This is a genomic window from Peribacillus sp. NPDC056705 (assembly GCF_043656335.1).
Map to the genome: position 1 here is coordinate 277,385 of NZ_JBHTYI010000004.1, position 15,852 is coordinate 293,236.

16 protein-coding genes and 1 riboswitch are annotated in these 15,852 nt (G+C 41.4%); of the genes, 9 read left to right on the forward strand and 7 right to left on the reverse strand.

What is annotated here, in order from left to right:
- Positions 1–352: 352 nt before the first annotated feature.
- A riboswitch (cyclic di-GMP riboswitch) is annotated at positions 353–443 on the reverse strand.
- 129 nt (positions 444–572) lie between these two features.
- Entirely contained in the window at positions 573–743 is a 171-nt protein-coding gene (locus ACFRAK_RS08030; RefSeq protein ID WP_387596600.1) for a hypothetical protein, read from the reverse strand.
- 48 nt (positions 744–791) lie between these two features.
- Positions 792–2,003: an MFS transporter gene (locus ACFRAK_RS08035; protein WP_387596597.1), complete on the reverse strand. Its 1,212-nt coding sequence runs from the start codon at positions 2,001–2,003 to the stop codon at positions 792–794.
- Positions 2,004–2,205: 202 nt separating this feature from the next.
- On the opposite strand from ACFRAK_RS08035, the gene ACFRAK_RS08040 reads away from it, so the two are divergent.
- Positions 2,206–3,513, forward strand: coding sequence for a CitMHS family transporter (locus ACFRAK_RS08040; RefSeq protein ID WP_260284489.1), 1,308 nt, complete (start codon positions 2,206–2,208; stop codon positions 3,511–3,513).
- 168 nt (positions 3,514–3,681) lie between these two features.
- Positions 3,682–4,314: a superoxide dismutase family protein gene (locus ACFRAK_RS08045; protein ID WP_387596594.1), complete on the forward strand. Its 633-nt coding sequence runs from the start codon at positions 3,682–3,684 to the stop codon at positions 4,312–4,314.
- A gap of 308 nt (positions 4,315–4,622) precedes the next feature.
- Here ACFRAK_RS08045 and trhO read toward each other — a convergent pair whose 3' ends face one another.
- Positions 4,623–5,588 carry an oxygen-dependent tRNA uridine(34) hydroxylase TrhO gene (gene trhO / locus ACFRAK_RS08050; protein WP_387596591.1) on the reverse strand — a complete coding sequence of 322 codons (966 nt, stop codon included), beginning with the start codon at positions 5,586–5,588 and terminating at the stop codon, positions 4,623–4,625.
- Positions 5,589–5,728: 140 nt separating this feature from the next.
- Between trhO and ACFRAK_RS08055 the strand changes: the two genes are divergently transcribed.
- Together ACFRAK_RS08055 and ACFRAK_RS08060 are read left to right on the forward strand one after the other, a co-directional pair.
- Positions 5,729–6,745, forward strand: a complete 1,017-nt coding sequence (locus ACFRAK_RS08055) for a nitronate monooxygenase (RefSeq protein ID WP_387596588.1) — start codon at positions 5,729–5,731, stop codon at positions 6,743–6,745.
- 17 nt (positions 6,746–6,762) lie between these two features.
- Positions 6,763–7,218, forward strand: a complete 456-nt coding sequence (locus ACFRAK_RS08060) for a GNAT family N-acetyltransferase (RefSeq protein WP_387597168.1) — start codon at positions 6,763–6,765, stop codon at positions 7,216–7,218.
- 267 nt (positions 7,219–7,485) lie between these two features.
- Here the strand turns inward: ACFRAK_RS08060 and ACFRAK_RS08065 are convergent, their stop codons facing one another.
- Positions 7,486–8,064, reverse strand: coding sequence for a GNAT family N-acetyltransferase (locus ACFRAK_RS08065; RefSeq protein WP_260284494.1), 579 nt, complete (start codon positions 8,062–8,064; stop codon positions 7,486–7,488).
- A gap of 103 nt (positions 8,065–8,167) precedes the next feature.
- Between ACFRAK_RS08065 and pdxR the strand changes: the two genes are divergently transcribed.
- Complete coding sequence (gene pdxR, locus ACFRAK_RS08070; protein ID WP_394571553.1) at positions 8,168–9,559, forward strand: MocR-like pyridoxine biosynthesis transcription factor PdxR; 1,392 nt, start codon at positions 8,168–8,170, stop codon at positions 9,557–9,559.
- Positions 9,560–9,627: 68 nt separating this feature from the next.
- Here pdxR and ACFRAK_RS08075 read toward each other — a convergent pair whose 3' ends face one another.
- Positions 9,628–10,047 carry a MarR family winged helix-turn-helix transcriptional regulator gene (locus ACFRAK_RS08075; protein WP_076367409.1) on the reverse strand — a complete coding sequence of 140 codons (420 nt, stop codon included), beginning with the start codon at positions 10,045–10,047 and terminating at the stop codon, positions 9,628–9,630.
- Positions 10,048–10,403: 356 nt separating this feature from the next.
- A complete protein-coding gene (locus ACFRAK_RS08080; RefSeq protein ID WP_394571554.1) occupies positions 10,404–10,607 on the reverse strand; it encodes a hypothetical protein in 204 nt (67 codons plus the stop codon).
- A 128-nt stretch (positions 10,608–10,735) separates the two neighbouring features.
- On the opposite strand from ACFRAK_RS08080, the gene ytvI reads away from it, so the two are divergent.
- The gene (gene ytvI / locus ACFRAK_RS08085) at positions 10,736–11,779 is read left to right on the forward strand and encodes a sporulation integral membrane protein YtvI (RefSeq protein WP_394571555.1); all 1,044 of its coding nucleotides are present in this window, start codon (positions 10,736–10,738) and stop codon (positions 11,777–11,779) included.
- Between the two features lie 346 nt (positions 11,780–12,125).
- Here the strand turns inward: ytvI and ACFRAK_RS08090 are convergent, their stop codons facing one another.
- Positions 12,126–13,478: a hemolysin family protein gene (locus ACFRAK_RS08090; RefSeq protein ID WP_260284499.1), complete on the reverse strand. Its 1,353-nt coding sequence runs from the start codon at positions 13,476–13,478 to the stop codon at positions 12,126–12,128.
- 616 nt (positions 13,479–14,094) lie between these two features.
- Between ACFRAK_RS08090 and ACFRAK_RS08095 the strand changes: the two genes are divergently transcribed.
- The 3 genes from ACFRAK_RS08095 (at position 14,095) to ACFRAK_RS08105 (ending at position 15,733) form a co-directional block, all read left to right on the forward strand.
- Complete coding sequence (locus tag ACFRAK_RS08095) at positions 14,095–14,670, forward strand: YitT family protein (RefSeq protein ID WP_311202512.1); 576 nt, start codon at positions 14,095–14,097, stop codon at positions 14,668–14,670.
- Between the two features lie 92 nt (positions 14,671–14,762).
- A complete protein-coding gene (locus ACFRAK_RS08100; RefSeq protein ID WP_387596576.1) occupies positions 14,763–15,476 on the forward strand; it encodes a FixH family protein in 714 nt (237 codons plus the stop codon).
- A 92-nt stretch (positions 15,477–15,568) separates the two neighbouring features.
- The gene (locus tag ACFRAK_RS08105) at positions 15,569–15,733 is read left to right on the forward strand and encodes a hypothetical protein (RefSeq protein ID WP_387596574.1); all 165 of its coding nucleotides are present in this window, start codon (positions 15,569–15,571) and stop codon (positions 15,731–15,733) included.
- Positions 15,734–15,852 lie beyond the last annotated feature (119 nt).

The window sequence follows — 15,852 nt, forward strand, 5'->3', positions numbered from 1 at the left end:
ATGGCTATTGTTACCGAAACAAGGTGAAAAGGCCAGCTCTATCAAAGTTTTTGGAGTAGAAACCTCCCGGTGTTAAGAGTCTATTCCTTATCAATGATACTGGATTTACATTTAGGACATGTCACTTCTTTATAATGCTTGAACCTGATTTTTCGAAGATCGCTTCTGGTCAGCATTGCGAATACATTATACCTTGTGCCGCATGCACAAGTATTTTTATCTTTAACTATGTGTCTCTCATCTGTAGTGGCTGAATAAATGGTTGGAAAAAACATATATAACCCTCCTATTTTTAATTTTAGGCAAATTAAAAAGGGGCAATTGATAATAAAGTGATCCATTCAAGAAAAATCATGGCAGCCCGGCTGCCATGACAACTAAGTTGTTGTGTTAGGCCCGTGGCTTTGCGTCTTTTACTTTCATAAAATTTGCCTAAAATAATCTTAACATAAAATTTGTTGCGTTATGAAGTGTTTATGGCTGCGGCCAACCTTCCCCTTTTATTAAGTATCAACAGCAATCAGCGGGATTGTCCAAATATAGAAGGAAATAGAGAAGAAAGGTTTGGCACGCTATGTACCTATTGTTCGGGAACCATGTGCAGCAGCTGGTTTCCAATATTCCTTTTTCATGTGTGCAGGACTCTTGTTCGTTTTTGGCCTCACTGCCTGTATCGGAATACGACCGAAACGAAATCCAGTTCCAGAAGTATCCAGCACTACAGCTGTATGAGCATTAAACATGAGAAAGCCTGCTTCCATCTGAAAGCAGGCTTTCTAGCCAAAGTGAGATTAATGTGATCTGGCCAATTCCGGATTGCGGTGCATCGCGAAATAGAGGACAAGTCCCGCTATGAGGAGTAACGTGCTGGTCGTGATGAAAACGGCGGAGAATCCGTAGAAACCAGCAACCATTCCGCCCATCGCGGGTCCAATGATATTGCCTAAAAAGCGCAGGCTCGTATTGTACCCAAGTACTTCCCCCTGCATTGCGACAGGAGCTTCCTGGCGAATGTAGGCAATCCTTACAGGGATGATGCCGCCTATTGCCATGCCAAGTATGAAACGTACCAGAACAAGCTGCCAAAAATGATTGATGAAGGCACCAGGCAAGTAGACTGTAGCAGTCAGAAAAAGAAGCAGCACAAGAATCTTCACATGTCCATGACGATCACCTATCTTGCCCCAGTGACGCGCCATCAATAAATTCCCCAGGCCTGCTGCAGAAAAGGCGATACCTGAATAAAATCCAAGATTGGAAGTTCCATGCAACTGGCCAACGTATAAAGAAAGAATGGGCTGAATGCTGAAGTGGGCAACTTGAACAAGTGTCGAAATGAGCATGACATTGACTAGGATGGGATTCCTCAAGATATGCGAGAGAACTTCCCTGCTTGTATAGCTCGACTTTGTTCCCTTCTGCCGTTCCATTACGTACTCCTTGGTTGCAAAAACAAGAAGTCCGGAGATGAAAATGGTGATGGAGGTGAATTTAAAGGCGGTTGAATAGCCGAGTGTGTCTGCAAGCAGGCCGCCAAGCAATGGTCCGAAAAGGGAACCGGTTATATTTCCCGTTTGCAAGGTTCCCAGTACGCGTCCGGCAATTTCTTTTGGGGTTTGCGTTGATATGAAGGCTTGTGACATGGAAATGAAGCCAGTGAATATCCCGGTGAACATCCTTAAGACGAATAGCTGCCAAACATTTTCAACGAATCCCATCAGGAAAATGGACAGCCCCATCCCAAAGGCACAGGCAATCAAGATTTTCTTCCTGCCGTACCGATCACCAATTCGTCCCCAAACGGGAGAAAATAAAAAGGCAGTCACAAAAGTGATTCCAAATGTCCATCCTGACCAATGCTGGATATATTGAGTCGAATAATCTCCGAATGTACCAATGTATAAGGATATGAATGGGAGAACCATCGTCATGCTGCCGCCTATGAAGAAATTGGCGAACCACATGATGAAAAGATTCCGTTTAGCTATTTTATGAGCATTCATTTTAGATTCAACACTTCTTTCCTCCGGAAAAAATTTCGGGTTCCTAAATAATAGTATACATAATTTAACTAATTTATTAAACGAATTTGCTTTTATTGGTTTTTTAATGAATAGGCAAATGATATAATGTGAAAATATTGATTTTTCAGAAAAATTAACTTAAGCAAAGGTATTCACTTTTCCATTTAAAGGAGTTTTTAACATGTTGACGATTTTAGGATTTTGCATGATTTTAACGTTTCTGGTCTTAGTCATCACAAAGCGCTTATCAGTGGTTGTCGCTTTCATCTTCACGGCAATAGCTTTTGGTCTGATTGGTGGCTTTGCCTCGGAAATGGGAGATATGATGGTTGCGGGTATTTTAAAGGTGACACCGACAGCAGTCATGATCGTTTTTGCTATTCTATACTTTGGTCTAATGATTGACGTTGGGTTATTCGAGCCCATGATCGCTAAAATACTCAGTTTTGTAAAAGGAGATCCGCTAAAGGTTGTCATGGCAACTGCAATTATAACCATGTTGGTAGGTTTGGACGGAGACGGTTCTTCCACATTCATGATCACCGTTTCAGCCATGCTGCCGCTTTATATCAAATTAGGGATGAACAGGCTCGTATTGGCCTGTGTTGTTGGTTTAGCCGCTGGCGTCATGAATATGATTCCTTGGGGAGGTCCTTTGGTCAGGGCGGCCGCGAGCCTTCAGGTTGAAGTATCGGAGCTATTCATTCCTCTCATTCCGGTCATGATTTGCGGTCTTTTATGGACGCTTTTTTCGGCATATGTACTTGGTAAAAAGGAAAGGGAGAGATTAGGGGTCAGCTCGATGGAGACGAACATGCAACCTGGTATGGGAGAACAGGCTGCAGGTGTTGAAACCGCACCTAAAGGAACATCCAAGCTTTTTTGGTTTAATTGGTTCTTGACGATTTTACTGATGGTTTTGCTGGTGATGGAAGTGCTGCCGATCCAAATCTTATTTGCCACTGCTTTTGCGATTGCACTATTCGTTAACTTTCCGAACCCAAAAGAACAGCAGGAAAGGATTTTATCTCATGCCAATAGTTTCGTGATGATCTGTACACTCATTTTCGCTGCAGGGATTTTTACGGGTGTATTCACAGAAACGAAGATGATGGACTCGATGGCTGCTTCAATCGTAACTGTCATTCCTGAGTGGATCGGGGCACATTTGCCACTGGTGGTAGCGCTGACGAGCATTCCGATGGGGTTCATTTTTTCACCTGATGCCTATTACTTTGGCATTCTGCCAATAATAAGTGAAACGGCATCGAACTTCGGCATTTCTCCTGTAGAAATCGGAAGGGCCGCTTTATTAGGCCATTCGACCGCAGGGTTCCCATTATCGCCATTGGTGCCTGCAACCTTCATATTGATCGGTCTTGTAGGCGTGGATTTTGGGGATCACCAAAAATTCCTGTTTAAATGGGCATTTGGGACGACCATCATCATGACGATTGCAGCCATCACTTTTGGGGTCATCACTTTGTAAAATATGAGACCATTAAGCTATAATGCAAAATTCCTGTCAGTGAAATTAGTAAGGTGTTCACCCTCACGGAATAATCCATTTTCCTATTTATTCCGCTTTCTGTTTATTCTTCCATAATGGTGGAAAGTAATAAGAGGAAGATACATATAAGAGAGTGAGGGAGTTTATATGAACTATAAACAAAAACTTGTGCTGCCTATGTGTGCTGCCCTTTTACTGTATGGATGTAATTCAGCGGATGATTCAAATCAGTCCGACAATAATGCCAAGGACATGACTACAGTGGGACAAGGAACAGAAACAGGGGTTGATCCGCTGGTAAAAGCGGAAGTTAAAGATGTAGAAGGTAAAACACTTGGGACAGTTAACTTTACCGCCGAAGAGAATACTGTGGTGATCGAGACCGCTTTGGAAGGCCTTGAGCCAGGCTACCATGGATTCCATGTCCACGAAAAAGCAGTATGTGAGCCGGATGCTAAGGAAGGCCCTTTCACTACAGCGGGAGGACACTTTAATCCAACTGATGACACGCACTCTAAACATGCAGGGGATATGCCCCCTTTATATGTGAAAGAGGATGGAACAGCCAAATATACGGCAACATTGGATAACATGACGATAGACCAGCTGAAGAAAGAAGAGTTGGCTGTAATCGTTCATGCGAATCCAGACAACTTTGCCAATATTCCTGACCGTTATGAAGCCAATGGTGAAAAAGGACCGGATGTGGATACCTTGAAAGCCGGTGATGCAGGCGATAGGCAAGCTTGCGGGATTGTTGTAAGTGCAGAGGAAAAATAACATTAATGAAGCAAAAGCGATTCCTCTAAAGAGGAATCGCTCTTTTCATTGAAGGTAAAACCGCTGACCGCTAAAATCTTAAGCTGAATTCATTCTTTTTACGTATTAAGAAGGTTTTTTCTATTGTGATATAGAAGTAAGAGAGTAAGTAATAGTGGATTTGAAGCAGATGGCATTAAAAGATCATAGTTCATTCTTGCAGTGGGATAAGGTCCAAGGCATAGGTTTAATATAGGAAAATAAGATTTGATTTAAATGGATAAAAAAACCCGAATAGGGATCGTGTCCACTGATTCGGGTTTGCTTTATCATTTTACGGTACTAGTTTCTTCGATTAGCTGTAATCTCTCAGCCACTTCTTCTTCAGAAAGGTTATGCTCGACTACATAGCGGTTACGGGGATGCACTCGGCATTCATGAGTACAGCTGCGCATATGTTTGTGCTCGTTCTCTTCACTGCAAAGGATTTTCTTGTTGCATTCAGGGTTAGCACAATTAACATAGCGTTCACAAGGTTCGCCGGAATAAATATCGCGACCGACAATGACATGTTCCTTTTGATTGATAGGTACGGCTATCCTTTCATCGAATACATACATTTGGCCATCCCAAAGCTCACCTTGGACTTCGGGATCCTTTCCGTATGTTGCGATGCCGCCATGCAGTTGGCTTACATCTTCAAAGCCTTCTTCGACAAGCCAGCCGGAGAATTTTTCACAGCGGATACCGCCGGTGCAATACGTTAGGATTTTTTTGCCTTCGAACATTTCTCTATTTTCCCGGACCCAATCCGGAAGTTCACGGAAATTCGTGATTTCTGGCTTGATTGCACCCCTGAAATGTCCCAAATCAAATTCATAGTCATTTCTGGCATCAAGGACGATGGTATCTTCATCTTGCATTTGCTCGAAGAACTCCATCGGGCTCAAGTATTTGCCTGTCGTCCGGTTCGGGTTGATGTCTTCTTCCAATCGAAGCGTTACAAGCTCATTTCGTGGACGAACATGCATTTTTTTGAAAGCATGGCCGTCAGCTTCATCTATTTTAAACACGATATCGGCAAAGCGGGGATCGCTTTTCATCATGTCCATATATTTGTTGGTTTGTTCGATCGTACCAGAAACCGTTCCGTTGATCCCTTCTGCTGCCACCAAGATACGGCCTTTCAATTCAAGTGCTTTACATGCCGCAAGATGCTCGGCTGCGAATTCTTCGTGATTCTCGATTGGTACATACAAATAATAAAGTAAAACTCTATATGGTTTTGTTTCCATTTTTATTTACCACCTATGTTTTATATTTGCAAGATATAAAGGGTGATCATTTAGACACTTTTCTCTTACAGATAATCATTATACCAAGAAAACGTAAAAATGATAAGGGCATGAAGAAAAATCAAAAGGAGTGGTATGGAATGCTAAAAAAGTTAATGAGATATCCGATCATTCAAGCACCGATGGCAGGAGGAGCTTCCACCCCGAAGCTTGCGGCTTCAGTATCCAATGCAGGTGGATTGGGCTTTCTCGCAGCTGGCTATAAGACTGCAGAAGAGATGAAGGACGAAATAGGGCAGACCCGTCAGTTGACTGGGCACCCTTTTGGCGTGAATGTATTTGTGCCAGGAAACGAGGAGGCGGATGAAAATATATTATCTGCCTATCGTGAAAAGATCGAAAAAGAGGCCGAGAGCGTTGGGGCTGAGATTGGAAAAGCCGATAGTGATGACGATGATTGGGAAAATAAAATAACGGTGTTGAAGGAGGCTGGGGTCGCTGTTGTCAGTTTTACGTTTGGATGTCCAACGGAAGACGTAATAAGGGAGCTCCAAGGTGTCGGTTCCCTTATAGCCGTTACGGTAACCAACCTTCAGGAAGCAAAAAGGGCGGCGGGAGCAGGTGCGGATGTGCTATGTGTACAGGGGTTTGAAGCAGGGGGTCACCGGGGCAGCTTTGAAAACCGCACAGAAGATGATTACGGTCTTTTAGTTTTGATACGGTTGATTCAAGGTGAGCTGAACTTGCCGATCATTGCGGCGGGCGGACTGATGCATGGAAAGGATATCTCGGCCGTGCTCGAAGCGGGAGCAACAGCGGCACAATTGGGAACAGCTTTCCTTCGCTGTCCCGAAAGCGGGGCAAGCCCCGTCCATAAGGAAGCTCTGGGAAATCCCCGGTTTACCAAGACCTCTATTACCCGAGTCTTCAGCGGCCGGAGAGCACGCGGGTTGGTGAATCACTTTATTACCGATTATGATGGATTTGCACCAGTCGCCTATCCTCATGTCCATCACATGACAAAGCAAATGCGAAAAGTGGCTGGACAAAAAAACAATCCTGAATTGATGGCTTTGTGGGCAGGACAAGGGTATAGGTTGAGCAGGGAACTTCCCGCATCGGAATTGGTTGAACTTCTTGTAGAAGAATTAAAATGAGAAGGGGTTGGATGGAGATGGAGATAAGGGAATTATTCATCGATGAGCCACCGCCGATGCATTTATTGCTTTTGGCCGATCCTTCAAGGGAATTGGTCGAGGAATACTTGGGAAGCGGAACATGCTTTGTTGCCTTGACTGATGGGCGAATGATCGGTGTTTATGTTTTACTGCAAAAAGGTCCAAAACTGATAGAGATAATGAATATCGCTGTGGATGAACGGCACCATGGAAGAGGAATCGGCAGGCAATTGATTGAACACGCCATAGGCCATGCAAGGGAACAGGGATATAAAACGATTGAAATCGGCACGGGAAATTCGGGGATAGGGCAGCTTGCCCTTTACCAAAAATGCGGGTTTAGAATCACTGGGGTCGATCGGGATTTTTTTAATAGAAACTATTCCGAGGCCATTTATGAAAATGGGATACAATGCCAGGATATGATTCGCTTGTCACAAAGTTTAGACTAAGCAATGAACATCCAAGTTTGACGGGAAAGTTTACAGACAAAAGTGCGTGTCGCATGGTGGTTTAGGGGGAATGAACTTGTTCTTTGGAGATATGATTTATCTTCTTTTTGCTTTATTAATGCCGTTTTTATTTGCGATTGTCGTTTTCATATTCATTCGATCAACCAAAAGGCAAAAGGATTTTTTATCGGATATTAATAAAGACTCACATGAAAGATAGCAGCAAGAGAAAAAGAGTGCAAAACAACGGCACTCTTTTTCATATCTTCACCTTTTCAAAAAGGCTTCCAAATTCCTTTTCACATTGGGCCATTCATGCTCGAGAATACTGTAGACCACCGTATTCCTTATCCTTCCATCTTGCAGTTTTTTCTCCATTCTCAAAATGCCTTCTTCAAGGGCGCCGAGCCTGGTTATTGCTGCACGCGATCTTTTGTTGCATTCGTCCGTCCTGAATTCAACCCGTTTCATTTTCCACTTTTCAAAAGCATGCTGCAATAGCAGGTACTTACATTCTGTGTTAATGGCTGTCCGCCATTTGTCGGGATGATACCAAGTCGCACCGATTTCCAGGGATTGATTATGAAATTGAATATTTCTTAAGCTCGTGCTGCCAACTATCGAATCATCAGTCTGATCGATAACGACAAATGGATGATGAAGTTCCTGTTCCCTTGCTCGAATGCCATCCTTTACATAGGAAATCGCTTCTTCATATGACAAAATTTTTGTTGCGCTCCATTCCCATATTTCAGTTGGCAAGGAAGCGGCGTAAAGCGGTTCGATATGATGATCCATCATCGGGGTGAGTATCACGTGTTTCCCGAATAATTCGATATGTTCCATAGTATCCTCCTCTTGATTGATATCTTCATTATAAGAATATTCTGGTCCTGCAATAAGGGCCAAACCAGATATAATTTATGGAACCAGTTTGAAGGAGGAGCCAATGTTTGAAGTTACTCTAAACTTAGATAAAACGAATAAAGAAGCTTTATATGTCCAATTGTATAAATACTTTATAAAGGAAATCCAGAATGGACAAATAAAGGCCGGAATGAAACTGCCTTCCAAACGAAAACTGGCTGTGCATTTAGGGATAGGCCTGAATACGGTGGATACGGCTTATCATCAGTTGATGGCAGAAGGATATGTGGAAAGTCAATTAAGGAAAGGGTATTACGTTGCCGATTTAGAACCGATCTCACCTTTGAATGAGCCTTTGCCTGTAACAGAAGGGATGATGTGTCCTGCGAATGAAAGAAATGAGATAGATTTCAATCATGGACGGGTGGACGTCGATTCTTTCCCGCATGCCGTGTGGAAAAAATGCTTGAACAATACATTGTATCTTCAGGAAAGGGAAATGTTCATGAGCGGTGATCCTCAAGGGGAATGGGGGCTCCGGTTTGAAGTCTCATCCTATCTATTCCAATCGAGAGGAGTTCGCTGCGGGGCAGATCAAATCATCATTGGGGCAGGCACCCAGTATTTCATCCATCTATTGCGGTTACTTCTTGGAGATGAGCGGGTATTCGGGTTGGAAGAGCCTGGCTTTCATCGAGTAAGGGAGGTACTGAGGTTGGAGGGAGCTGATATGGCATACATACCCTTGGATGAAAGTGGAATGAGTGTGGACTCCCTGAAAGAGAGTGCCGCGAATGTTGCTTATGTCACTCCTTCCCATCAATTTCCTTCCGGTATGATCATGCCGATAACTAGAAGGGTGGAATTGTTGAATTGGGCGGCGGAAAAAAAAGGTTATATCATCGAAGATGATTATGACGGGGAATTCCGACATTCAGGCAAACCGATTCCGTCCCTGCAGGGGTTGGATACAAAGGGAAGGGTCATCTACCTAGGCACGTTTTCAAAATCGCTCATCCCATCAATCAGGGTAGGATTCATGGTGTTACCTATGGAGCTGGCTTGCCGCTATCAAGAGAAGCTAATGGGATATAAACAGACCGTCTCCAGATTGATTCAGGAAACGCTCTGTCTCTTTATGAAAAATGGACATTGGGAACGCCATCTGAATAAAATGCGAACGATTTATCGTAAAAAAAATAAGGTGCTGCTTAATGCAATCGAAGAGAGCTTCCATGATCGTGTATCCGTAATCGGTGAAAAGTCAGGATTGCACGTTCTTTTAAAAGTAAAAAACGGCAGCAGTGAGGCAGAGCTCATTCAAAAGGCTGCCAGTGTTGGGGTTAAAGTCCACCCAACTTCGGTTTATTATTCTAAGAATGTGAAAGATCCGACTGTTTTGATTGGGTACGGTGGATTAACCGAAAATGAAATCAAAGCAGGAATCCGACTTTTAAAAATGGCATGGCTATAGCTTGATGCGAAAAAATAAGGAAAAGGCCTTGATTCACACTTATTCAACAATGATATAAGGTATCCATTTTAGTTTCTTATATTATTGAGGATTTTAAGGACTGTCTGGAAAAATATTTCCTGTTCTTCCTCGGTAATGCCTTCCAGGGCTTTTCCTTCGATTTTTTCTGCAATTTTAAGACATTTTGTATGTACCTCTTTTCCCCGGGGCGTCAGTTCGATTCGTTTTTCCTGTTCATCTTTTCCAGGAACTTGTTTAATCATATTATTCTGTTCCATGCTGTTGACCGAACGTGTGATGATAACACTATCAACATCCAAGTAACTGCAAATATCGGGGATTGTGGAATATCCACAGTTCTTTAAATAATTCAGGATCGTCCACTGATTATGGTAAATTTCAAGAGCTGTAATTTGTTCATTCATTTTGCTGACTAATGATCTCGATACTTGTAAATATTGATGAAATAATTGAGTAGGGTTCGTCATATGATTCTCCTTTATAATGGTCGACCAGTCCATTATATTCTTTAATTCTTAAAAGTCTATTGTAAAGAATCATTTTTTTCAGTCAATGTTTATTTTTGGAAGTGAAGCAGGGGAGGAAGGAATTCCGCAATGCGAATGGATTATGGGAGATTCCGATTGTACTGGATTTTCAAAAGCTGACAAGAGGGACCTTAATATATGATGGCAAATATATATATTTTTCCTTCAAATGTTCCGTTAGCAAGTATCAAAGTGCCGCCGGGAATTGGTAAAAGTCAATACGGCACATCACCTTGAAGCTGAATGCAATTATATCTGCAACCAAAAACCAGCCCTCTATAGTGGCTGGTTTTTGGTTAAGCCCTCTCGCTCGTGGAGCGGTGTTTAGTTTCTTTTTTATTTCGTTCTTCTTGTCGTTCATATTTTATTTCATCAATTGGTAAATCATCAATGGGCATGACCACTTGATCACGTTCCAGCTGTTTTTCCTGATCTTTCTTGAATGCCTTGGATTTATCATTACGCTCTTCAAGATACTTTTCTTTATCTTTATTATCCAATGTCAATCCCTCCATCTCTTTGTATCTCTTTTTCCCCTTATTGAGAAAATAAAACGTTTAAGCGAAATATATGTGACCCCATTTCATAAATATAAGGAGAACAGGAAAGTGCAAGGAGGGTTTGTTCAGTGAATGTCGCCGTCTTTTTCCGTTGGTTTTGGAGAGGTATTCTCCTTTTATGCATATTAATCGTCATTCCCTATTCATGGGCTTTGATTTTAGCTTTGCTCACCGCCATTCTTTTAGATGGATTGGTCCGCATGATTGGCAAAACGGCAAAGCTGCATCGGTTTTGGGCAGTGTTGATTTCATTTGCTCTATATGTAGGCGGGCTTATAAGCATCACTTATTTTTCCTTTTCGGTATTAATCAAGAAGGTCATTATCTATTCGGAAGAATTTCCTGGTTTCATACGTGAAGTGTATTTAACGGCTATATTGCCAGTCATTAGGAAATGGGAACGATATTCCCAAACGTTGCCGCCAAATCTCATACAGTCAATAGAACAAACGATGGAAAAGGGAGTCAGGGCTTTAGAGGGGTTCACAGAGGGCTTTGTTCAGGATATGGTTCAGTTCGTCACACTCATTCCCGGGCTCTTCATTGACTTTTTAATTTATTTAATCGCTTTATTCTTATTTAGTCTTGAATTGCCTAAGTTAAGAAAAAAGGCTGTCCATTATTTAAAGACATCCACTTATCAAAAGATTTCGCTAGTTTATCAAGATTTAAGTATGGCAGCCGTAGGATTCATCAAGGCACAAATCCTTTTGAGTTTAATAACGTTCATCATGGCTTATGGAGGACTATGGTTATTGAATGTGAAGTATACGGTTCCATTGGCATTGTTAATTGTAGTCGTGGACATTCTTCCTATTCTGGGGACGGGATCTGTACTGGTTCCTTGGGCAGTAATTGTTTGGGCTCAAGGAAACCATCATCTAGGTGTTGGTCTCATCATCCTATTCCTGGTCATTACGATCATAAGAAGGACCATCGAACCGAAAATCTATTCAGCAAATATGGGATTGAGCCCATTGGCATCGTTGGTCAGCCTTTATTTAGGGTTTAAAATGCTCGGTTTCATCGGGCTTTTCCTTGGACCTTCGATACTGATTGTTTATGATACGTTAAAGAGGGCAGGTGTCATCAAACCCAACTTCAAAATATGAAAGATTATTAGATGTTTTTTGCCTGATTTCTTAAATTTGACATATCTTTTACAGCTCTACCTTGACCGTTGCAATGATTGCAGTCCCGGGAAAAGAATTGCAGATAGCGGGTTTTCCCTTTCCCTTTGCAGTGTTGGCAAATGGTTATGAGTTTCATGATTCCTCACTCCTTCAATAAGTATCGCTTTTCTAACAGTATGAAACAATAAAGGTAGAACTATACTTCATGTAATCATTCAATCTAAAATGAAGCAGGTTTTATATATTATGTTTTTATTACATTTCATGTACCGGTTGGAAAAAAATAACCCCCGCTCCTATTGTCAATTAGGAACGGGGGTTATTATCATGAAACGATTTCAGTTTGCGATATTATCGGGAATTCTTTTACTTCGCTTACGACTTTTGCTTGTTTGTATATTTCAATATAACGAATATGGTGATCTTCCATTTCTTTTATTCTAAAGTTATAGGGACCATAAGTCAGAATATCACCTTGTTTGGCCTCGTAATTCTCGGTAAGGATCCATCCGCCCATCGTATCGATATCTTCATCATTAATATCCAATCCAAGTAAATCATTCACTTCACTGACTAATACCTTGGCATCGATGATGTAGTGATCTTCTTTTAATTTGCGGACATCAGGAACTTCATCCAGGTCGAACTCATCGCGGATATCGCCAACGATTTCTTCAAGGATATCTTCAACGGTCACCAAACCTGACGTACCGCCGTATTCATCCATGAGGATAGCCATGTGGATGCGCTCCTTTTGCATTTTTAAAAGTAAGTCGTGAATTGGGATACTGTCAATGACACGGATGATCGGACGAACATATCGTTGGATCGTGGATGCTGCCTGCTTGTTATTGTCTATCATTTCAGTGAATAGCTCTTTTACATTGACCATACCGATAACATGGTCTTTATCTCCGTCAATGACAGGATATCGTGTAAAGTTCTCCTCCGCCATGACGGTGAAAAACTGTTGGATCGTATCATCTTTGGATACCGTTGCAATTTCTGTACGTGGAACCATGATTTCTTTTGCAATCCGATCATCGAATTCAAAAATTTTATTCACATATTTAAACTCTGATTGGTTAATTTCACCACTTTTGTAGCTTTCGGAAACAATGATACGAAGCTCTTCTTCTGTATGAGCCAAATCATGTTCGGAAACTGCTTTTAATCCTAGCATTCTTGTAAGCGTCCTTGCAGAGCCATTTAGTACCCAGATGAATGGATACATGATTTTGTTAAAACCAATTAAAGGTTTGGAAACCAATAAAGTTACTCGCTCCGCTTTTTGAATCGCCAATGTTTTTGGTGCCAATTCCCCAACAACCACATGTATGAAAGTTATTAAAGAAAAGGCAATTGCAACCGAGAGTGCATGTGAAGCTGAATTTGGAAGATTCAATTGATTCAAGAGTGGGTGCAAAATCTTTTTAACTGTCGGTTCCCCAAGCACCCCAAGCCCTAGAGCGGTAACGGTAATACCGAGCTGGCATGTTGAAAGGTATTCATCCAGGTTGGATATCACTTTCTTTGCTGAAAGAGCATTCGGCTTTCCTTCTTCAATTAATTGATCGACCCTCGTGCTTCTCACTTTAACAATCGCAAACTCCGTAGCTACAAAAAATGCTGTTAAAGCAATTAAAATGGCAATAAGAACCAAGTTTATTATGTCCAAATAGTCTCCCTTAACTCGCCTTCGAGACGAATAAGGAGTACACCTCCTACATTTTTAAAATATACAAGTATATTTTTTTTGCCTTGCTGAATATTATCGGGAATCATTCATAATGGCTGTGGTAGTTGATGTCCAGCCGCTTTAACTCCCATTTCTTTAAGTGATGAAGAGAATAATAGTATATGCTGATTGGCGACGCGTAGACGGGAAATAGAAGAATTTCCGTCTGAAGGAGTACAGCCATTTTTCAATAGGATGTACATATCCATTACGCAAATCAGCGTCCGCCTGTCAAAACGAACATTCTTTAATGCCCCATCAAATCACCTCAATCTAATTAATTTAAATACTTTCATTATAGAAAGAGTTAATCATTCAGTCAAATAGCTTTCAGCACCATAAATCCGGTAAATTGCTTGTAAAGGACCAGTTTGAGCTAATAAATAGCTGTTTTTGACTGTTTTCTCTACTTTATTGTATGATATTATGGAATATTCAGAAAATTATAGGCGGTTTCATAAAAAATTGGTCAGTTTCATTATTTTCTCGATGGTTCATACATATTCTATAGAGTCCAAGACAAGTTCTAAAAGCAGATTAAAGGGGGTGGGCAGCCATGAAAATCATGGAAAGGATGGCAGCGATTATCGCCGGCAGCATGCTTGTAGGCGTGGGAATCAATTTTTTCCTGATACCTTATCATTTATTGGATGGCGGCATGATAGGGATTGGGCTGATTTTTCATTACTATATAGGACTTCCGACAGGCCTGGGTGTGATTTTGAGCAGCATTCCATTATATATATATGCTTGGTACTTTGAAAAGAAATTATTCCTGAACAGTTTGCATGGCCTGCTTTTTTCCTCATTATGCATCGATATTTTTTCCGACGCTGTCATCGGCTGGAATCTTCCCATTTATGTAAGTGCAATGATCGGGGGAGGTTTGATTGGATTAGGAATCGGCTTGATGCTTCGGTATGGGACATCAACAGGCGGAACGGATATGCTGGCACAGATCCTATCAAGGAAGAGCGGATTCAATGTAGGTTTACTGATTTTTATCATTGATGGATGCGTGCTTCTTTGCGGATTGAGTGTTGTGGGGACTTCAATCTTTTTATATTCATTTTTAACGATCATCGCGGTGGCCATGCTGACCTCAGTCACCGTGATGCGAACTATTTTTTGATGAATGATGTATAAAAATCCAAAAAAAGGAAAGGATGGGCAATATGAAATGGACAGATTTTTAGTCTAATAAATAGTAAAGGAAAAGTTCATATGAAAAAACTCTATATGTTTACTGCGTTGTTAGTTATGTTGGCTGGGTGTCAAGAGTCTGAAATGCCGGAGGATAAGGAAGTTAACAGTGCTGTTCCAGAATCGATGGATGCATCAATCGCCATTAAAGGCAAATTGGAGCCTGGAAAAGAAGTCATTCTTGAAACGACAGTGAAACAGGGAAGCCAATTGGTGAATGAAGCAGATGAGGTACTCTTTGAAGTAAGAAAGTCAGGGCAGGATAAAAGGGAAATGCTTGAAGCAAAGAATACCGGAAGTGGCATGTATCAAGTGATGCATACTTTTGAAGAACAAGGCAAATATATTGTAGTCTCCCATGTAACGGCCAAAGGCCTTCATGTAATGCCTGAAAAAGAAGTTGTCGTTCCAGAACATGAAAGTGAAGGCGCATCGGTTCATCCTAGTACGGATGTATCCATCGAGTTTCAAAGTAACCCTGTAAAGGCAGGAAACAGTTCGAACTTTGCAGCGACCGTTGAATTGAACGGGAAGCCACTGACAAATGCAGATGTGAATTTCGAGGTGTGGAAGGAAGGCAGCGAAGAGAGTCATTTCACCAAGGCTGAAGAAGATGGAGATGGAACATATCTAAATAAGGTATCTTTCGAAGAATCGGGAACCTATAAGGTGCAGGTACATGTTGAAAAAGACGAAGTGCATGAACACCAACTGCAAACCATTCAAGTCAATTGATTGTTTTTTGGAGCGAATGGTTTAAACAGGTTTTATCCTTTCGTTAAATGGGAAGGTAAAGGATAACGGTACAGCAGAAAGGGAGGGTAAGCATGAATAATCAAATAATCAACAAGTATAAAGATCTCGGGATTCATATTGAAAAAACGAAATCACGCCAGGAGATTTTCACTAATGTTTCGCAAAATGATTCATCCTTACTCACCGCAGCTGTTTTTAATCAATTTTCCCAAAAAAGGGAGCTAAAAGAATATTGATGCAATGAGACCGGAGTACATATCAGCTGGTCTTTTTTTATGCATTCCTAAATGTGATGCATTGTGAAACTGGATATGAAAAACCGAATAGAACGTTATGAGCTGAAATAGGATAGAAG

Bases quoted from the DNA above. Each gene is read 5' to 3' on its own strand.
- ACFRAK_RS08030 (WP_387596600.1), bottom strand. From the start codon at position 743: ATGTTTAATGCTCATACAGCTGTAGTGCTGGATACTTCTGGAACTGGA.
- ACFRAK_RS08035 (WP_387596597.1), bottom strand. From the start codon at position 2,003: ATGAATGCTCATAAAATAGCTAAACGGAATCTTTTCATCATGTGGTTC.
- ACFRAK_RS08040 (WP_260284489.1), top strand. From the start codon at position 2,206: ATGTTGACGATTTTAGGATTTTGCATGATTTTAACGTTTCTGGTCTTA.
- ACFRAK_RS08045 (WP_387596594.1), top strand. From the start codon at position 3,682: ATGAACTATAAACAAAAACTTGTGCTGCCTATGTGTGCTGCCCTTTTA.
- trhO (WP_387596591.1), bottom strand. From the start codon at position 5,588: ATGGAAACAAAACCATATAGAGTTTTACTTTATTATTTGTATGTACCA.
- ACFRAK_RS08055 (WP_387596588.1), top strand. From the start codon at position 5,729: ATGCTAAAAAAGTTAATGAGATATCCGATCATTCAAGCACCGATGGCA.
- ACFRAK_RS08060 (WP_387597168.1), top strand. From the start codon at position 6,763: ATGGAGATAAGGGAATTATTCATCGATGAGCCACCGCCGATGCATTTA.
- ACFRAK_RS08065 (WP_260284494.1), bottom strand. From the start codon at position 8,064: ATGGAACATATCGAATTATTCGGGAAACACGTGATACTCACCCCGATG.
- pdxR (WP_394571553.1), top strand. From the start codon at position 8,168: ATGTTTGAAGTTACTCTAAACTTAGATAAAACGAATAAAGAAGCTTTA.
- ACFRAK_RS08075 (WP_076367409.1), bottom strand. From the start codon at position 10,047: ATGACGAACCCTACTCAATTATTTCATCAATATTTACAAGTATCGAGA.
- ACFRAK_RS08095 (WP_311202512.1), top strand. From the start codon at position 14,095: ATGAAAATCATGGAAAGGATGGCAGCGATTATCGCCGGCAGCATGCTT.
- ACFRAK_RS08100 (WP_387596576.1), top strand. From the start codon at position 14,763: ATGAAAAAACTCTATATGTTTACTGCGTTGTTAGTTATGTTGGCTGGG.
- ACFRAK_RS08105 (WP_387596574.1), top strand. From the start codon at position 15,569: ATGAATAATCAAATAATCAACAAGTATAAAGATCTCGGGATTCATATT.